We start from the raw sequence: 17,742 nt of genomic DNA on the forward strand, positions 1-17,742 counted from the left end.
CGCCCACCGCATGGGAGCACTGACGCACATGTCTCCGTCGTCCCCGCTGTTCCAGGACGTCTTCCACCACCACGCCGCGACCACCCCGACCGCCCCCGCGGTCCGGTTCGGCGACCGCGCGCTCACCTACGCCGAACTGGCCGACCGGGCGGACCGGCTCGCCGCCGCGCTGCTGCGCCGCGGGGTGCGCCGGGGCGACCTGGTCGGCGTCGCGGCGCGGCCCTCGCTCGAACTGGCGGTGTCGATCCTCGGCATCCTGCGCGCGGGCGCGGCCTGGCTGCCGCTGGACCCGGCCTACCCCGGTGAGCGGCTGCGCTACATGGTCACCGACGCGAAGGTGGGCCTGCTGCTCGCCGACGGCCCGACCGGCGACGTGCTCTCCGGTGGCGTCGTCGACGTGCTCTCGCCTGCGGCGGGGGAGGACCCGGCGGGTGTCGAGTTCCCCGAGGTCGGCCCCGAGGACCTGGCGTACGTCATCTACACCTCGGGCTCGACCGGTCGGCCCAAGGGCGTGCAGCTCACCCACGGCGGCCTGGCCAACCTCGCCGCCGCCCAGCTCGGCCTGTTCGAGGCCGGTCCCGGGGCGCGGGTGCTCCAGTTCGCGCCGACGAGCTTCGACGCGTCGGTGTTCGAGATCGCCATGGCGCTGGGCTCGGGCGCGGAGCTGCTGCTGGCCCCGCGCGACGCCATCGCCCCCGGCCCCGGCCTGGCCGACTTCCTGCGCGCGCACCGGGTCACCCACGTGACGCTGCCGCCGTCGGTGCTGGCCACCGTCGGCCGGGCGGAGCTGCCGGAGCTGCGGGTGCTGGTGTGCGCGGGTGAGGCGCTGCCCGAGCCGCTGGCCGAGCAGTGGTCGCCCGGCCGCCGGATGTTCAACGCCTACGGCCCGACCGAGACCACGGTGTGGGCGAGCACCGCCGAGGTGGTGCCCGGAGGCGGCAAGCCCGGCATCGGCACGGTCATCCCCGGCGCCACCGCTCACGTCCTCGACGAGCAGGGGCGCCTGGTCCCCGCGGGCACCACGGGCGAGCTGGCGATCGGCGGCGCGGGTGTGGCCCGCGGCTACCTCGACCGCCCGGAGCTGACCGCGGAGAAGTTCATCGACCACCCGGTCACCGGCGAACGGCTCTACCGCACCGGCGACCGGGTGGTCCAGGCCGCCGACGGCACCCTGGACTTCCTCGGCCGCGTCGACCACCAGGTCAAGCTGCGCGGCTTCCGGATCGAGCCGGGGGAGGTCGCCGCCGAGCTGGTCGCGCACCCCGCCGTCGCCGACTCGGTCGTCGTGGTCCGCGACGACGGCGCGGGGGAGCGGCTGGTCGGCTACGCGGTGGCCGACGGCGTCACCGGCGCCGACTTGGTCGAGCACCTGCGCGGCCTGCTGCCCGCGCACATGGTCCCCTCGGCGGTGGTCGTGCTGGCGGAGATGCCGCTGAGCCCCAGCGGCAAGATCGACCGCACCGCGCTGCCCGCCCCCGAACGCGAGCCGGGCGCCGACTACGTCGAGCCGAGCACCCCCACCGAGCGCGCGCTCGCGGAGATCCTGGTCGAGCTGCTGGGCCTGCCCAGGGTCGGCGTGAACGACGACTTCTTCGACCTCGGCGGCCACTCGCTGCTCGCGGGCCGCTACGCCGCCAGGGTCCGCTCGTCGCTGGGCCGGGAGCTGCCGCTGGGCAGGCTGTACGAGACCCGCACGGTCGCCGCGACCGCCGCCCTGCTCGACGCGGGCGGTTCCGGGGAGGACGCCCCCGTGGTGCCGCCGATCACCGCGGGCGCCGTCGCCGAGGGCGAGCCGGTCGCGCTGGCGCACCCGCAGGAGCGGATCTGGTTCCTGGAGAGCCTGTCCCCGGGCAACCTCGCCTACAACGCACAGGCCACCATCCGGCTGCGCGGCCCGCTCGACGTCGGGGCGCTCCGCGCCGCGCTGGACGAGGTCGTGCGCAGGCAGGCGATCTACCGCACCGCGTTCCTGCCGATCGACGGCAGGCCGATGCAGGTCGTGCACCCGCCGATGCCGGTGCCGCTGCCGGTGCTCGACCTGACCGACCTGCCCGAGGACGCCCGCGAGGAGCGCGCCGAGGAGATCGTCCGCGAGACCGTGGCCGACCCGTTCGACCTCGTCGCGCCGCCGCTGGCCCGCTGGGTCCTGGTGCGGCTGGCCGCCGACGACCACTCGCTGATCCACGTCGAGCACCACCTGGTGCACGACGGCTGGTCCTACGGCGTGTACCTCAACGAGGTGCAGGAGCTCTACACCGCCACCGTGGAGGGCAGGCCGTCGCCGCTGCCCGAGCTGCCCGTGTCCTATGTGGACTTCGCGGCGTGGCAGCGCGACTGGATGCGCGGCGACGTCCTCGACCGCTACCTGGGGTTCTGGACCGAGGAGCTGGCCGGTGCCCCGGCCGCGCTCGACCTGCCCACCGACCGGCCGCGACCGGCGTCGCAGAGCTTCGCCGGGCGCGCGCTCAACCTCGACCTGCCCGGCGACCTGTGCCAGGCGCTGCGCGCCTACAGCCACGCCCGCGGCGTCACCCTCTACAGCACCATGCTCGCCGGGTTCGCCGCGGTCGTCTCCCGCTACGCCCAGCAGGACGACGTGGTCGTCGGCAGCGGGGTGGCCAACCGACGCCTCGCCGACGTCGAGCAGGTCATCGGCATGATCGTGAACACGCTGGCGCTGCGGGTGCGCCTCGACGGCGAACCGACCTTCGACGAGCTGGTGCGGCGCACCCACGAGACCGTCGGCCGGGCCAACGAGTGGCAGGACATGCCGCTGGACAAGCTGGTCAACGCGCTGCCGCTGCGGCACGACCCGTCGCGCAACCCGCTGTTCCAGGTCATGTTCAGCTTCCACGACTCGCAGGTGCCGAGCCTGGAGTTCGCGGGCCTGACCGGCACGGTCAAGGAGCGGCACAACAACTCCGCCAAGACCGACATCAACGTGGTGGTCATCCCGCGCGCCGAACAGCGCGCGGGCCGGGGCCTGGACGGCAGCGCGGGCGCGATCACCCTGATCTGGGAGTACGCGACCGACCTGTTCGACGAGTCCACCATGCGGTTGATGGTGGAGAGGTTCCAGACCCTGCTGCGCGCCGCGGTCGCCGCCCCGCACACCCCGGCGTCGCGGCTCCCGCTCACCACCGACGCCGACGAGGCCCGCCTGGTCGCCGCCGCCACCGGCGACCGGGTGCCGTTCCCGGACGACCGCACCATCGCCGAGCTGTTCGCCGAGCAGGTCGCCACCGACCCGACCGCGGTGGCCATCGTGGACGGCGAGGTGGAGCTGACCTACGCCGAACTCAACGACCGCGCCTGCCGCATCGCCACCCTGCTGCGCGAACGCGGGGTGGACCGCGAGACCCCGGTGGGCGTCATGCTCGAACGCGGCCACGAGCTGCTGACCGTGCTCCTCGCGGTGGCCAAGGCGGGCGGGGCGTACGTGCCGCTGGACCCGGGCTACCCGCAGCAGCGGCTGCGCTGGATGCTCGCCGACGCCGACGCCCCGGTGGTCGTCACCCGCTCCGACCTGCGCGACCGGCTCGGCGCCCGCACCGGGGTGCTCGCCATCGACGAGTGGACCGACGCGCTGGCCGAAGCCGCGCCGTGGACCGGGCCGACCGGCGCCCGCGCCGACACCATCGCCTACACCATGTTCACCTCCGGCTCCACCGGCAGGCCCAAGGGCGTGCAGGTCCCGCACCGCGCGATCGCCCGGCTGGTCAAGGGCAGCACCTTCGCCGCCTTCGGCCCGGGAGAGCGCTTCGCCCAGGTCGCCGACGCCTCCTTCGACGCGCTGACCTTCGAGCTGTGGGGCGCGCTGCTCAACGGCGGCGCGGTCTGCGTCATCCCCTCCGACGAGCTGCTGGCCCCCGGCGGCCTCGGGCGGGCGCTCAAGGCGGGCGGGGTCACCGGGATGTTCCTGACCTCGGCGCTGTTCACCGAGGTCGTGGCCGGGCACCCGGACAGCTTCTCCGGGCTGCGCACCCTCATGGTCGGCGGCGACGCGCTCAACGTCGGCCGGGTGCGCGCGCTGCTCGCCCTGGACCCGGCGCAGCGGCCGGACCGGCTGGTCAACGGCTACGGCCCGACCGAGACCACCACTTTTGCCGTGTGCCACCACATCGAGCACGTCGCCGAGGGCGCCCCCTCGGTGCCGATCGGGCGGCCGATCGCCAACACCACCGCGCACGTGCTCGACGCGCGGCTGCGCCCGGTGCCCGACGGCGTCCCCGGCGAGCTGTTCCTGGGCGGCCCCGGCGTCGCCCGCGGCTACGCCAACCGCCCGGCGCTGACCGCCGACCGGTTCCTGCCCGACCCGTTCGCCGCCGACGGCTCCCGGCTCTACCGCACCGGCGACCGGGTCCGCAGGCTCGGCGACGGCACGATCGAATTCCTCGGCCGCGTCGACGACCAGGTGAAGATCCGCGGGTTCCGGATCGAGCCCGGCGAGGTCGAGTCGGCCCTCGGCGAGCACCCCGGCCTGGCCCAGGTCGCGGTCGTGGTGGACGAGCCGCCGTCGGGCAAGCGCCTGGTCGCCTACACCGTGGCCCGGCCGGGGCAGCAGCTCGGCCCGACCGCGCTGCGGGAGTTCCTGGCCGACCGGCTGCCGCCGCACCTGGTGCCCGCGGTGTTCGTGGAGCTGCCGGAGCTGCCGCTGACCGCCAGCGGCAAGCTCGACCGCCGCGCGCTGCCCGCCGTCGGCGACGAGCGCCCCGCCTCCGGGGACTTCGTGGCACCGCGACCGGGCACCGAGACCGAGGTGGCCGACCTGGTCGCCGCGGCGCTGGGGCTGGCCAGGGTCGGCGCGCACGACGACTTCTTCGCCCTGGGCGGGCACTCGCTGCTGGCCATGCGGCTGGTCGCCCGGATCAACGAGATGTGGTCCTGCGACGTGGCCCTGCGCGACTTCCTGCACACCCCCACCGTGGCCCGGCTCGCCGAGCGGGTGGACGCCACCAGGGGCGGGGGCGGTGCCGCCGCCATCGGCGCGGGACCCGGCGCGGAGGAACTGCTGCTCGACCGGCTCGACGAACTGACCGACGAGGAAGTGGACGCACTGTTGCGCGAGACCGAGCTGAACACGGAGACCGAGCGATGACCGACGTGACCGCGGCGCCGCCCGACCGGCGCGCCCAGTTGGCGGCGAAGCTGCGCGAGCGGATGGCCAACCGCCACCACCCGCTGTCCTACCCGCAGCAGCGGCTGTGGTTCCTCGAACAGCTCGACCCGGGCAGCGCCGTCTACCTCGTGCCGCTGGTGCACCGGATCAGCGGCCCGGTCGACGTGCCCGCCCTCGAGCACGCGCTGACCGAGGTCGTGCGCCGCCACCAGGTGCTGCGCACGGTGTTCAAGGACGTCGACGGCGAGCCGCGGCAGTTCGTCGAGCCGCCGGTCCCGGTGCTGGTGCCGGTGCGCGACCTGTCCGGCGAGGACGACCCGACCGCCATGGCCGCCGAGCTGGCCGCCGCAGAGGCGCGGGCGCCGTTCGCGCTGGACTCCGGGCTCAAGCTGCGCCCGCTGCTGCTGTCCCTCGGCGCCGACGAGCACTGGTTCTGCCTGACGCTGCACCACATCGTGTGCGACGGCTGGTCGCTGGGCCTGCTCGACGCCGAGCTGTCCGAGCTGTACCGGGCCCGGCTGGCGGGCGAGGAGCCGGTGCTGCCGGAGCTGCCCACGCAGTACGCGGGCTTCGCCGAGTGGCAGGTCGGCAGGCTGACCGGGGAGCCGTTGCAGGAGGCGCTGGGCTACTGGCGGGAGAAGCTGGCGGGCGCCCCGGCGCTGGCCACCCTGCCCACCGACCTGCCCCGGCCGCCGTCGCAGACCCACGCGGGCGCGCACCTGGACTTCACCGTCGCCCCCGAGGTCGCCGCGGCGGTCGCCGAGCTGGCCAGGGCGAGCGCGGCGACCCCGTTCGCGGTGCTGCTGGCCGCGTTCTCCGCGCTGGTGCACGCCTACACCGGGTCGGCGGAGGCCATCGTCGGCTCCCCGGCCTCGGCCCGCTCGCGGGCGGAGATCCAGCACCTGGTGGGCTTCTTCGCCAACACCGTCGTGCACCGGGTCGACCTGTCCGGGAACCCCACGTTCGCCGAGCTGGTGGCCAGGGTCCGCGAGGAGTCCCGGGCCACCATGGCCAACCAGGACCTGCCGTTCGAGAAGCTGGTCGAGGAGCTGCACCCCAGCCGCGACCCCGCGCACAACCCGCTGTTCCAGCTCATGTTCAGCTACCACGACGTCGACGCGGGCGCCGGGCTGCGGCTGCCCGGCTGCGAGGTCGTCATGGTCCCCGGCGACACCGCCACGGCGAAGTTCGACCTGACGCTGAGCATGACCAACTCCGCCGACCGGCTCGGCTTCCGGCTGGAGTACTGCACCGACCTGTTCACCGAGGACACCGCCCACCAGCTCGGCGAGCACTTCCAGACCCTGCTGGCGGCAGCGGTCGCCGACCCGGAGCAGCCCGTCGGCCGCCTCCCGGTGCTGACCGAGGTGGACCTCGACCGGGTGCTGGTCGACTGGAACCCCACCGGAGCCCCGATCGGCGACGAGCTGGTCCACGAGCTGATCGCCGCGCAGGCCGCCCGCACCCCGGACGCCCCCGCGCTGCTCGGCGCCGACCAGGCGCCTACGGACGCACTGACCTACCGGCAGGTCGACGAGCGGGCCGAGGCGCTGGCCGCCCGGCTGCGCGCGCACAGCGTCGGCCCGAACGTGCCGGTCGGGGTGTACCTGGACCGCTCGCCGGACCTGGTGATCACCCTGCTGGCGATCCTCAAGGCGGGCGGCGGCTACCTGCCGCTGGACCCCGGCTACCCGCCGGACCGGGTGGCGTTCATGGTCGTGGACTCCCAGGCCCCCGTCCTGGTGACCCGCGGCGGCCTGGCCCGGCGGCTCACCGCGCTGCCCGCCACCGTGGTCCGCCTCGACGACGAGCAGACCGCGGTGGACAGCGTGCCCGCCGCCGGGCGCGGTTCGCAGCACGACATGGCGTACCTGATCTACACCTCCGGGTCGACCGGCAAGCCCAAGGGCGTCGTGCTCTCGCACCGCAACGCGCTCAACTTCTTCACCGGCATGGACCGCGTCCTCGGCGGCGACGCCCCCGGCACCTGGCTCGCGGTCACCAGCATGTCCTTCGACATCTCCGTGCTGGAGCTGCTGTGGACGCTGGCCCGCGGCTACCGCGTGGTCGTGCGCGGCGACGAGCCCACGGCGACCACCGCGGCCGACTCCGCGCCGGTGCCCGCGTCGGTGCAGACCCGCAGGATGGACTTCAGCCTGTTCTACTTCGGCGGCGACAAGGGCGGTTCCCCGGAGGACCGCTACCGCCTGCTGATGGAGGGCGCGAAGTTCGCCGACCGCAACGGGTTCACCGCCGTGTGGACCCCGGAGCGGCACTTCCACGAGTTCGGCGGGCTCTACCCGAACCCGTCGGTGACCGCCGCCGCCGTCGCGGCCGTCACCGAGAACGTGGCCGTGCGCGCCGGGTCGGTGGTGCTGCCGCTGCACGACCCGCTCCGCGTCGCCGAGGAGTGGTCGGTGGTGGACAACATCTCCGGCGGCCGGGTCGGCATGTCGATCGCCTCGGGCTGGCAGCCCAACGACTTCGTGCTCGCCCCGGACAACTACGCCGACCGCAAGAAGATCATGATGGACCGGTTGGCCGAGCTGCGCGCGCTCTGGCGCGGCGGCGAGGCCCGGCGCCGCAACGGCGTCGACGCCGAGACGTCGGTCAAGGTGTTCCCCCGCCCGGTGCAGGCCGACCTGCCGGTCTGGGTGACCAGCGCGCGCAGCCCGGAGACCTTCCAGATGGCGGGTGAGGCGGGCGCGGGCCTGCTGACCCACCTGCTCGGCCACTCCATCGAACAGCTCTCGCACAAGATCGCGCTCTACCGGCAGGCGTGGCGGGAGAGCGGGCACCCCGGCGACGGCCAGGTCACGGTCATGCTGCACTCCTACGTCGGCACCGACGTCGACGCCGTGCGCGAGATCGTCCGCGAGCCGCTGTCGGCCTACATCAAGTCCTCCTTCGACCTGCTCTCCGGCCTGGGCCAGGCGATGGGCAAGGACGTCGACCTCAAGAAGCTGCCGGAGGACGAGCTGGACGCCCTGGTGGCGCAGGCGTTCGACCGCTTCTTCGAGACCTCCGGCCTGCTCGGCACCCCCGAGCACTGCGCCGACATCGTCGACCGGCTCAAGCTGATCGGTGTCGACGAGGTGGCCTGCCTGGTGGACTTCGGCGTGGGGCACGACGCGGTGCTCGACTCCCTCGACCAGCTCGCGGTCGCCAAGGAGGTCAGCGAGGACCGGGCGCGCAAGGCCGCGGCCGACGAGCCGGTGCCCGCGCAGCTACGCCGCCACGGCGTCACCCACCTGCAGTGCACCCCGTCGCTGGCGGCGATGCTCGTCGAGGACGACGACTCCCGTTCCGCGCTGGGCGGGCTGCGCCGCATCCTGGTCGGCGGCGAGGCGCTGCCCGGACCGCTGGCGGAGAAGCTGGCAACGCTGCCGAGCGCGGGCGCGCACAACATGTACGGCCCCACCGAGGCCACCGTGTGGGCCACCACCTGGGAGGTCTCCGACACCGAGCCGGTCGTCATCGGCTCGCCGCTGGCCGGGGTCAGCGCCTACGTCGTCGACGCGCACCTGCGCCCCACCCCGATCGGCGTGCCCGGTGAGCTGCTGATCGGCGGCGAGAGCATCGCCCGCGGCTACCTCGGCCGCCCGGCGCTGACCGCCGAGCGCTTCATCCCCGACCCGTTCGGCGCGGCGCCCGGCGCCCGGCTCTACCGCACCGGCGACCTGGTGCGCAGGCGGCGCACCGGCGAGCTGGAGTTCCTGGGCAGGCTCGACCACCAGGTGAAGCTGCACGGCCACCGGATCGAACTCGGCGAGATCGAGGACGCCGTGCGCGCCCACCCCGACGTGCGCGCCGCGGTCACCACCGTGCGCGGCACCGAGGCGGCCCGGCACCTGGTGGCCTACTGCGTGCCGGTGCCCGGGGCGGCGCAGGCGCTCACCGACACCTCGGTCAAGGCGTTCCTGGCCAAGTCGCTGCCGGACTACATGATCCCGGCCGCGGTGGTGCTGCTCGACGAGCTGCCGCTCACCCCGAACGGCAAGGTCGACCGGGCCAGGCTGCCCGACCCCGAGCAGAAGCGGACGGTGGCCTACCAGGCGCCGGAGACCGACCGGGAACGGGCGACGGCCGAGGTGTTCGCCGACGTGCTGTCGGCGCCGCGGGTCGGCCTGGACGAGAACTTCTTCGACAGCGGCGGCAACTCGCTGCTCGCCGTCCAACTGCGGATGCGGCTGGTGGCCGTCCTCGGCGACCGGCTGTCGCTGGTGGACATCTTCCGGTTCCCGACCGTGCGCGCGCTGACCACGGCGCTCGCCGAGGACGCGGGACCGTCGACGGAACTGGACGAGGCACGGCAGGCGGCGGGGCGGCGCGCGGCGGCGCTCGGCCGCCGGGCCAAGGCGCGCGGGAAGCGGAGCGGTCAGTGAGCGACACCAACCAGCCCACCGGGGAACCGGACGACGGCCTGGAACCCATTGCGATCATCGGGATGGCGTGCCGGGTGCCCGGCGCCACCACCCCGCCGGACTTCTGGCGGGCGATGCGCGACGGCATCGAGTCCATCACCCGGTTCGGCCGCGACGAGCTGATCGCCGCGGGCACCGCCCCGGAGACCCTGGACGACCCCGACTACGTGCCCGCCTCCGGGCACGTCGAGGGCGCCGACCGGTTCGACGCCGCATTCTTCGGCTTCAACGCCGGTGAGGCCGAGACGATGGACCCGCAGCACCGGGTGCTGTGCGAGACCGCCTGGGCGGCGGTGGAGGACAGCGGGCACGACCCGGCCGACTTCGGCGGCACCGTCGGGGTGTTCGCGGGCACCTTCATGAACAAGTACCAGATGGCGAACCTGGCCACGAACCCGAGGTTCCAGCGCTCGCCGATGGCGCCGCTGGCCCGGATGTTCAACGACAAGGACTTCCTCGCCACCCGCATCGCGCACCTGCTGGACCTGACCGGCCCGGCGATGACCGTGCAGACCGCGTGCTCGACCTCCCTGGTCGCCACCCACCTGGCCTGCCAGTCGCTGCTCAACTACGAGTGCGACGCCGCGGTCGTCGGCGGCGTGTCGATCAACGTGCCGCTCAAGACCGGCTACCCGGTGGCCGACTCCGGGCTGTTCAGCCCGGACGGGCACTGCCGCCCGTTCGACGCCGACGCCAAGGGCACCGTCCCCGGCAACGGCGCGGTGACCCTGGTGCTGCGCAGGCTCTCCGACGCCGTGGCCGACCGCGACCACGTCTACGCGGTCATCCGCGGCAGCGCGGTCAACAACGACGGCTCGCAGCTCAAGGCCGGGTTCGCCGCGCCGAGCGTGGAGGGCCAGGCCCGGGTGATCACGGCCGCGCACGTGGTGGCCGACGTCGACCCGGGCACCATCGGCTACGTCGAGGCGCACGGCACCGCCACCCAGGTCGGCGACCCGATCGAGATCACCGCGCTGACCCAGGCGTTCGACACCGAGGCCACCGGCTACTGCGCCATCGGCTCGGTCAAGGCCAACATCGGCCACCTCGACGCGGCGGCGGGCATCGCCGGGCTGATGCGCGCCGCGCTCGCGGTGCACCACGCGCAGATCCCGCCGAACGCGGGCTTCACCGCGCCCAACCCGCTGCTGGGCCTGGAGCGCACCCCGTTCTACGTGCCCGCCGAGGCCGCCGACTGGGACAACTCCGAGCACCCCCGGCGCGCGGGCGTCAGCTCCTTCGGCGTCGGCGGCACCAACGCCCACGTGGTGCTGGAGGAGGGGCCGGAGGCACCCGCCGCCCGCCCGGCCCGGCCGTGGCAGCTCCTGCCGCTGTCGGCGCGCACCCGCACCGCGCTCGACGCCGCCACCGACCGGCTCGCCGCGCACCTCGACGGCGACGGCGCCCGGGTGCCGCTCGCCGACGTGGCGTTCACCCTCCAGGCGGGCCGCCGCGGCTTCGACACCCGGCGCTTCGCCGTGTGCGCCGACACCGCCGACGCGGTCCGCGCGCTGCGCGGCGAGGAAGCCAACCGGCTCGACACCCGGGCCGCCACCGACGGGCCGCGCGAGGCCGTGTTCGCCTTCCCCGGCGGCGGGATGCAGCACCCGGACATGGGGCTCGACATCTACCGCAGCGAAGCGGTGTTCCGCGCCGAGGTCGACGAGTGCGCCCGCCTGCTGGAACCCCGCCTGGGCTTCGACCTGCGCAGGCTGCTGTTCCCGTCGGCGTTCGCCCCGCTGGAGGGCAAGGGCGTCAGCGGCGGCGGGGTGATGATGGGCCGCGACCAGGGTGCCGGGGTGGTGTCCTCGCTGTTCGTCGTCGAGTACGCCCTGGCCAAGCAGCTCATGGCCTGGGGGATCACCCCCGCCGCGATGATCGGGCACAGCCTCGGCGAGTACGTCGCGGCCTGCCTGGCGGGCGTGTTCAGCCTGGCCGACGCGCTGGAGATCACCCTGGCCCGCGGTGAGCTGTTCGCCCGCATGGCGCCGGGGAAGATGCTGGTCATCCAGCTCCCCGAGGCCGAGGTGGAGCCGCTGCTGCCGGAGCGGATCTCGGTGTCGGCGGTCAACTCCCCGGACCTGACCGTGGTCGCCGGACCGGACGAGGACATCGCCGCGTTCACCAGGGAGCTGCGCGCCAAGGACATCGACTGCCGCAAGGTCAGCGTGCCGGTGGCCAGCCACTCGTGGATGGTGGAGCCGTTCCTCGACGAGTTCGTCGCCAAGGTCTCCGCGCTGGCGCTCAACCCGCCGCGGATTCCGTTCGTCTCCAGCGCCACCGGCACCTGGATCACCGACGAACAGGCCACCGACCCGCACTTCTGGGGCAGGCACCTGCGGCAGCCGGTGCGCTTCGCCGACGGGGTGCGCGAGGTGCTGGCCACCTCGAACCGGGTGCTGCTGGAGGTCGGCCCCGGCAAGGCGCTGACCTCGCTGGCCGCCGGGCAGCGGATCGCCCCCGCCCCGGTCGCGGTGTCCACCATGGGCCTGGCCCGCGACACCCTGCCGGACCTGGCGCACCTGGTCACCGCCGTGGGCCGCCTGTGGCAGGCCAACGTGCCGGTCGACTGGGTGGCCTTCCACGGCGAGGCCGAGCCGTCCCGCGTCCCGCTGCCGACCTACCCGTTCGAGGGCAAGCGGCACTGGGTCGAGGCCGGTCGCCTCCAGGAGAACGTCGTCGCGGCGGTCGCCGCCGCGGTCGAGGAAGTCCTGGGTGATGAAGCCCTTGGCGAGAACGGCGCAGACAACCGCCTACAACCGCGCACCGACCGTGAGCGCAAGGTCGCCGAGATCTGGTGCGACCTGCTCGGCGTGGAGTCGGTCGGGGTGGAGGACGACTTCTTCGACCTGGGCGCGCACTCGCTGATGGTCACCCAGGTCACCAAGGAGCTGCGCCGGATGGGCGCCACCTCGCTGACCGCCCGCGACGTCATGTCCGCGCCCACCGTGGCCGCCATGGCCGCGCTGGTCGACCGGGCGCTGGGCCTGGGCGACGGCAGGCCCGTGGGCACCGGCCCGGTGCTGGAGGACGAGGTGGTGCTCGACGAGTCGATCACCACCGACGGCCTCGCCCCCATGTCCACAGAGGACCCCAAGGCAATCCTGCTGACCGGGGCCACCGGCTTCGTCGGCGCTTTCCTCTGCGCGGAGCTGCTGCAGCGCACCAAGGCGACCGTGCACTGCCTGGTCCGCGCCGCCGACGAGGCCGCCGGGCTGGAGCGGGTGCGGGCCAAGCTCGACTCGTTCGGGCTCACCGGACCCTGGCAGAGCAGGCTCAAGGTCGTCGTCGGCGACCTGTCCAAGCCGCTGCTGGGCCTGGGGCAGGAGCGGTTCACCGAACTGGCGGGCCAGGTCGACGCGGTGCACCACTGCGGCGCGTGGGTCAACTTCGTCCGGCCGTACCGGGCGCTCAAGGCCTCCAACGTGCTGGGGACGCAGGAGGTGCTGCGCTTCGCCACCACCGTGCGGCTCAAGCCGGTGCACCACGTGTCCACCCTGGCGGTGCTGGCCGGGGCATTCCTCACCGACGCCAGGGTCATCTCCGAGAACGACCCGCTGCCCCCGCCCATCGGCCACGACACCTCCTACAGCCAGAGCAAGTGGGTCGCCGAGGGCCTGGTCGACATCGCCCGCTCGCGCGGCATCCCGGTGTCGGTCTACCGCGCGGGCGGGGTGCTCGCCGACAGCCGCAGCGGCGCCACCAACGCCGACGACTACGTCACCAAGGTCATCCAGGGCTGCGTGCAGCTCGGCCTGGCGCCCAGCCGCCGGTACGCGCTGTCGGTCGGCACGGTCGACCACCTGGTGCGGATGATCGTGGAGCTGTCGCTGCGACCCGGGGGCCTGGGCCGCAACTACCACGCCATCGACCCGAAGCCGCTGGAGTGGAACGTCCTGTTCGAGGAGATCCGCCGCTTCGGCCACGACGTCGAACTGGTCCCGTTCGACCGGTGGCGCACCACCCTGGTCGAGCACGTCGACCGCGACGGCGAGGACAACGCCCTCGCCCCGCTCATGGCGATGATCGGCGAGACGCCCGACCGGGACATGCCGGTCATGGACTGCGGCAACGTGCTCACCGTGCTCCCGCCCGACCTGGCCCGCCCGCCCGCGCTCGACCCCGAGTACTTCCGCAGGATGCTCGACTACTTCGTCCGGGGCAGGCTCCTGCCGCCCGTTCCCGCCACCACCACGGGGGTCTGACCCACATGTCCATGCTGCTCACCGGTGCCACGCTCATCGACGGCCTCGGCGGCGACCCGACCGCCAACAGCGCGGTCGTCGTCACCGACGACCGGATCACCGCGGTCGGCTCCACCGCCGACGCCCCCGCCGACGCCGACCTGGTCGACCTGTCCGGGCTGACCCTGCTGCCCGGCCTGATCGACGCGCACGTCCACATGGGACACGCCAGCGAGATGCGCGCGGTGCTCAACAACGAGCTGTCGGTCGCCGAGCGCGCCGCCGACATCTTCCGCACCCTGCGCCAGACCGTGGAGGCGGGGTTCACCGCCGTGCGCGACTGCGGCGGCATCGACCACGGCATCCTGCGCACCGTCGGCAAGGGCATGGTGCCAGGGCCGCGGCTGTGGGCCTCGGCCTCGCCGCTGGTGCAGTGCGGCGGGCACGGGCACCTCGGCTCGCCGTTCCAGGCCCCGGACGAGTCCTTCGCGTTCCGGGTGCGCGGCCTGACCGCGGTCGGCCGCATCTCCGACGGCCGCGACGAGGTGCGCAAGGCCGCCCGCGAGTGCTTCCGCCAGGGCGCGACCTTCCTGAAGATGGCCGTCACCGGCGGTGTGGTGTCCATCGCCGACGACCTCGACGACACCCAGTTCTCCATCGAGGAGATCGCCGTCGCGGTGGAGGAGGCCAACGCCAGGCACACCTACGTCACCGTGCACGCGCACAACAAGTACGGCATCCAGAACGCGGTCAAGGCCGGGGTGAAGTGCGTCGAGCACGGCACCGGCATCGACGAGGCCACCGCCGCGCAGATGGCCGCCGCCGGGGTCGCCCTGGTGCCCACGCTGGCCATCGCCCAGGTCCTCACCGACGACTTCGACGCCCACGGCCTGCCGCCGCAGATCCGCGAGCGCGTCTGCGGCACCATGGAGGGGATGGTCGAGGCGATCCGCCTGGCCACCGCCGCGGGCATCCCGGTCGGCTCCGGCTCCGACCTCATCGGCCCCAAGCAGGACCGCCGCGGCCTGGAACTCGCGCTCAAGGCCAAGGTGCTCGGCCCGATGGGCGCGATCCAGTCCGCCACCTCGGTCAACGCCGAGATCATGCGGGTCGCCGACAAGATCGGCTCGGTCGAGGTCGGCAAGTTCGCCGACGTCATCGCCGTCGACTTCGACCCGCTCACCGAACCCGAGCTGTTCGACGACCCCAGCCGCGTCCGGCTCGTGGTCAAGGGCGGCAAGGTCGTCAAGGACACCCGCAAGTGACCGCGCCCGAGCCGATCGAGGAGAAGAGCATGTCCACCGCGTTCCACGTGGTCGTCAACGGTGAAGAGCAGTACTCGGTGTGGGAGGACGGCCTGGCGCTGCCCGCGGGCTGGCGCGCGGAGGGCTTCACCGGTCCCCGGCAGGACTGCCTGGACCACATCGAGCGGGTGTGGACCGACATGCGCCCGGCCAGCCTGAGGAGCGGCGCGTGAGCACCACCGAGACCAGGCCCCGCCCGCTGGTGGTCGCCATCGGCGGCACCGGCCGCCCCGGCTCCAGCACCGAGCGGGCCCTGCTCACCGCGCTGAGCAGCCCCGAGGCGGCGGGCTGCGAGGTCCGCCTGTTCGGCGGGGAGTTCCTGGCCGCGCTGCCGATGTTCCGCCCCGGCGCGGCGCCCACCGACCCCGGCGTGCTGGACCTGGTGGAGACCGTCGGCCGCGCCAACGGGGTGCTGCTGGCCAGCCCCGCCTACCACGGCGGGGTGTCGGCGATGGTCAAGAACGCCCTCGACCACCTCGAACACCTCGCCGACCGGGAGCGCGCCTACCTCGACGGCCGCGCCGTGGGCTGCTTCGTCACCGCGGCTGGCTGGCAGGCGGGCGGGGCCACCCTGTCGGCGCTGCGCTCGATCGTGCACGCCCTGCGCGGCTGGCCCACCCCGCTGGGCATCACCGTCAACACCTCCCCGCCCGCCCCGGGCGACGGCGGCGAGGCGGCCCGCGCCCAGTGCGACGTGCAGTTGCGCAAGATCGGGTGGCAGGTGGCCGAGTTCGCCACCCGCGCCGCCCAGTCGCGGGTCCTGGCGGGGATGCCGACGTGACCGCGGGCGTGTCCGACCAGGAGCGGGCGGCGGTGCTCGCGCCGCCGCCCGCCCCGGCGCAGGCACCCGAACCGCCGGAACCGGTGGTGCCGAGGCGGGCGGGCACCGCGGAGCGGATCGCCGAGTTCCGCAGGCGCCGCCAGGTGGCCCGCCAGCCCGGTTCGCCGCGCGCGGCGAAGCGCCAGCACGTGCTGGGCAAGCTGACCGCCCGCGAGCGCATCGACCTGCTGCTGGACCCCGACTCGTTCGTGGAGACCGACGCGTTCGTCCGGCACCGCTCCACCAACTTCGGCATCGACGCCAACCGCCCGGCGGGCGACGGCGTGGTCACCGGTTACGGCACGGTCGACGGCCGCCAGGTGTGCGTGTACGCCCAGGACGTGACGTCGTTCAACGGCAGCGTGGGGGAGATGTTCGGCACCAAGGTCGGCAAGATCCTCGACCTCGCGGTGCAGACCGGCTGCCCGGTCATCGGCATCAACGACTCCAGCGGCGCCCGCATCCAGGAGGGCGTGCTGTCGCTGTCGGCCTACGGCCAGGTCGCCCGCCGGGTCGTGCGCGCCTCCGGGGTCATCCCGCAGATCTCGCTGATCATGGGCGTCTGCGCGGGTGGCGCGGTCTACACCCCGGCGGCCACCGACTTCGTGGTCATGGTGGACAAGACCTCGCACATGTTCGTCACCGGCCCGGAGGTCATCCGCAAGGTCACCGGCGAGCGGATCAGCCTGGAGGCCCTCGGCGGCGGCAAGGTCCACAGCGCCCAGACCGGCAACGCCCACTACCTGGCCACCGACGAGGCCGACGCGATCGCCTACGTCCGCGACCTGCTGGCGTTCCTGCCCGCCAACAACCTCGACGAGTCCCCCACCTACGCCGCCACCACCGACCTGACCACCACCGACACCGACGCCGAACTCGACGCCCTCATCCCCGACGCCCCCGAACACGGCTACGACATGCGCGAGGTCGTGGAACGCGTGGTCGACGACGGCGACTTCCTGGAGGTCCACCCCGCCTTCGCCCCCAACATCCTGTGCGGCTTCGCCAGGGTGGAGGGCACCAGCGTCGGCGTCGTGGCCAACCAGCCGCTGCACCTGGCCGGCTCGCTCGACATCGACGCCGCGGAGAAGGCGGCCAGGTTCGTCCGCTTCTGCGACGCCTTCAACATCCCCATCATCACCCTGGTCGACGTCCCCGGCTTCCTGCCGGGGGCGGTGCAGGAGCACGCGGGCATCATCCGCCGCGGCGCCAAGCTCGGCTTCGCCTACATCGAGTCCACCGTCCCCAAGGTCACCGTCATCACCCGCAAGGCCTTCGGCGGCGGCTACGCGGTCATGGGCTCGAAGGAACTCGGCGCCGACGTCTGCTTCGCCTGGCCGGTCGCCCAGATCGGCGTCATGGGCGCCCAGGGCGGCGTGGACATGCTCTTCCGCAAGGAGATCATGTCCGCCCCCGACCCCGACGACGCCCGCCGCACCTTCACCGAGGCCTACGAGGACACCCTCACCAGCCCCTACGTGGCGGCCGAACGCGGCTGCATCGACGACGTCATCGCCCCGAGCGAGACCAGGGTGGCCATCACCCGCGCGCTGCGCGCCCTGCGCACCAAGCGGGAGGCGGTCGCCCCCCGCAAGCACAGCAACATTCCACTGTAGACAAACAGGTCGCGGGCGGTCCACGGACCGCCCGCGACCCTGCGGTCACGCCGCACCCGCACAAGACGAGGCCCCCAAGCCTGTCCGCACAAGCAAGTTGACCACCCCACAAACCGCCGCCCCAGCCACCCCAAAAACCGCCTGCCCGACGACCCAACTGCCCGGGTGGGCAGATGTGCTTGGGCCGATCACCCTCGCAACCGGCGGCCCGGCTACGGCTCTGCCCGGGTGGGTGGATGTGTTTGGCCGGGGGTGGCGATCATGTGCAAGCCTGC

7 protein-coding genes are annotated in these 17,742 nt (G+C 73.7%); all 7 read left to right on the forward strand.

The features are described 5' to 3' along the window. Nucleotides 1-28 precede the first annotated feature (28 nt). The 7 genes from UO65_RS09125 to UO65_RS09155 are packed head-to-tail and all read left to right on the forward strand — an operon-like array spanning nt 29 to nt 17,467. Nucleotides 29-5,098: a non-ribosomal peptide synthetase gene (locus tag UO65_RS09125; protein WP_052020944.1), complete on the forward strand. Its 5,070-nt coding sequence runs from the start codon at nt 29-31 to the stop codon at nt 5,096-5,098. Continuing rightward, nucleotides 5,095-9,504, forward strand: a complete 4,410-nt coding sequence (locus tag UO65_RS09130) for a MupA/Atu3671 family FMN-dependent luciferase-like monooxygenase (RefSeq protein ID WP_035280628.1) — start codon at nt 5,095-5,097, stop codon at nt 9,502-9,504. Before UO65_RS09125 ends, UO65_RS09130 begins: the two co-directional genes overlap by 4 nt. Further along, the gene (locus UO65_RS33175) at nt 9,501-13,748 is read left to right on the forward strand and encodes a type I polyketide synthase (RefSeq protein ID WP_052020945.1); all 4,248 of its coding nucleotides are present in this window, start codon (nt 9,501-9,503) and stop codon (nt 13,746-13,748) included. Before UO65_RS09130 ends, UO65_RS33175 begins: the two co-directional genes overlap by 4 nt. A gap of 5 nt (nt 13,749-13,753) precedes the next feature. Beyond that, nucleotides 13,754-14,992: a metal-dependent hydrolase family protein gene (locus UO65_RS09140; protein WP_035280630.1), complete on the forward strand. Its 1,239-nt coding sequence runs from the start codon at nt 13,754-13,756 to the stop codon at nt 14,990-14,992. Between the two features lie 29 nt (nt 14,993-15,021). Further along, nucleotides 15,022-15,204, forward strand: a complete 183-nt coding sequence (locus tag UO65_RS09145) for an MbtH family protein (RefSeq protein ID WP_035280649.1) — start codon at nt 15,022-15,024, stop codon at nt 15,202-15,204. Continuing rightward, nucleotides 15,201-15,812, forward strand: a complete 612-nt coding sequence (locus UO65_RS09150) for an NADPH-dependent FMN reductase (protein ID WP_052020946.1) — start codon at nt 15,201-15,203, stop codon at nt 15,810-15,812. Before UO65_RS09145 ends, UO65_RS09150 begins: the two co-directional genes overlap by 4 nt. A gap of 32 nt (nt 15,813-15,844) precedes the next feature. Continuing rightward, nucleotides 15,845-17,467: an acyl-CoA carboxylase subunit beta gene (locus UO65_RS09155; protein WP_152552028.1), complete on the forward strand. Its 1,623-nt coding sequence runs from the start codon at nt 15,845-15,847 to the stop codon at nt 17,465-17,467. The last annotated feature ends 275 nt before the right edge of the window (nt 17,468-17,742 follow it).

The sequence above is a fragment of the Actinokineospora spheciospongiae genome (assembly GCF_000564855.1).
GTDB lineage: Bacteria > Actinomycetota > Actinomycetes > Mycobacteriales > Pseudonocardiaceae > Actinokineospora > Actinokineospora spheciospongiae.

Coding starts and splice junctions, on each gene's coding strand:
- UO65_RS09125 (WP_052020944.1), top strand. CDS start 29: ATGTCTCCGTCGTCCCCGCTGTTCCAGGACGTCTTCCACCACCACGCC.
- UO65_RS09130 (WP_035280628.1), top strand. CDS start 5,095: ATGACCGACGTGACCGCGGCGCCGCCCGACCGGCGCGCCCAGTTGGCG.
- UO65_RS09140 (WP_035280630.1), top strand. CDS start 13,754: ATGTCCATGCTGCTCACCGGTGCCACGCTCATCGACGGCCTCGGCGGC.
- UO65_RS09145 (WP_035280649.1), top strand. CDS start 15,022: ATGTCCACCGCGTTCCACGTGGTCGTCAACGGTGAAGAGCAGTACTCG.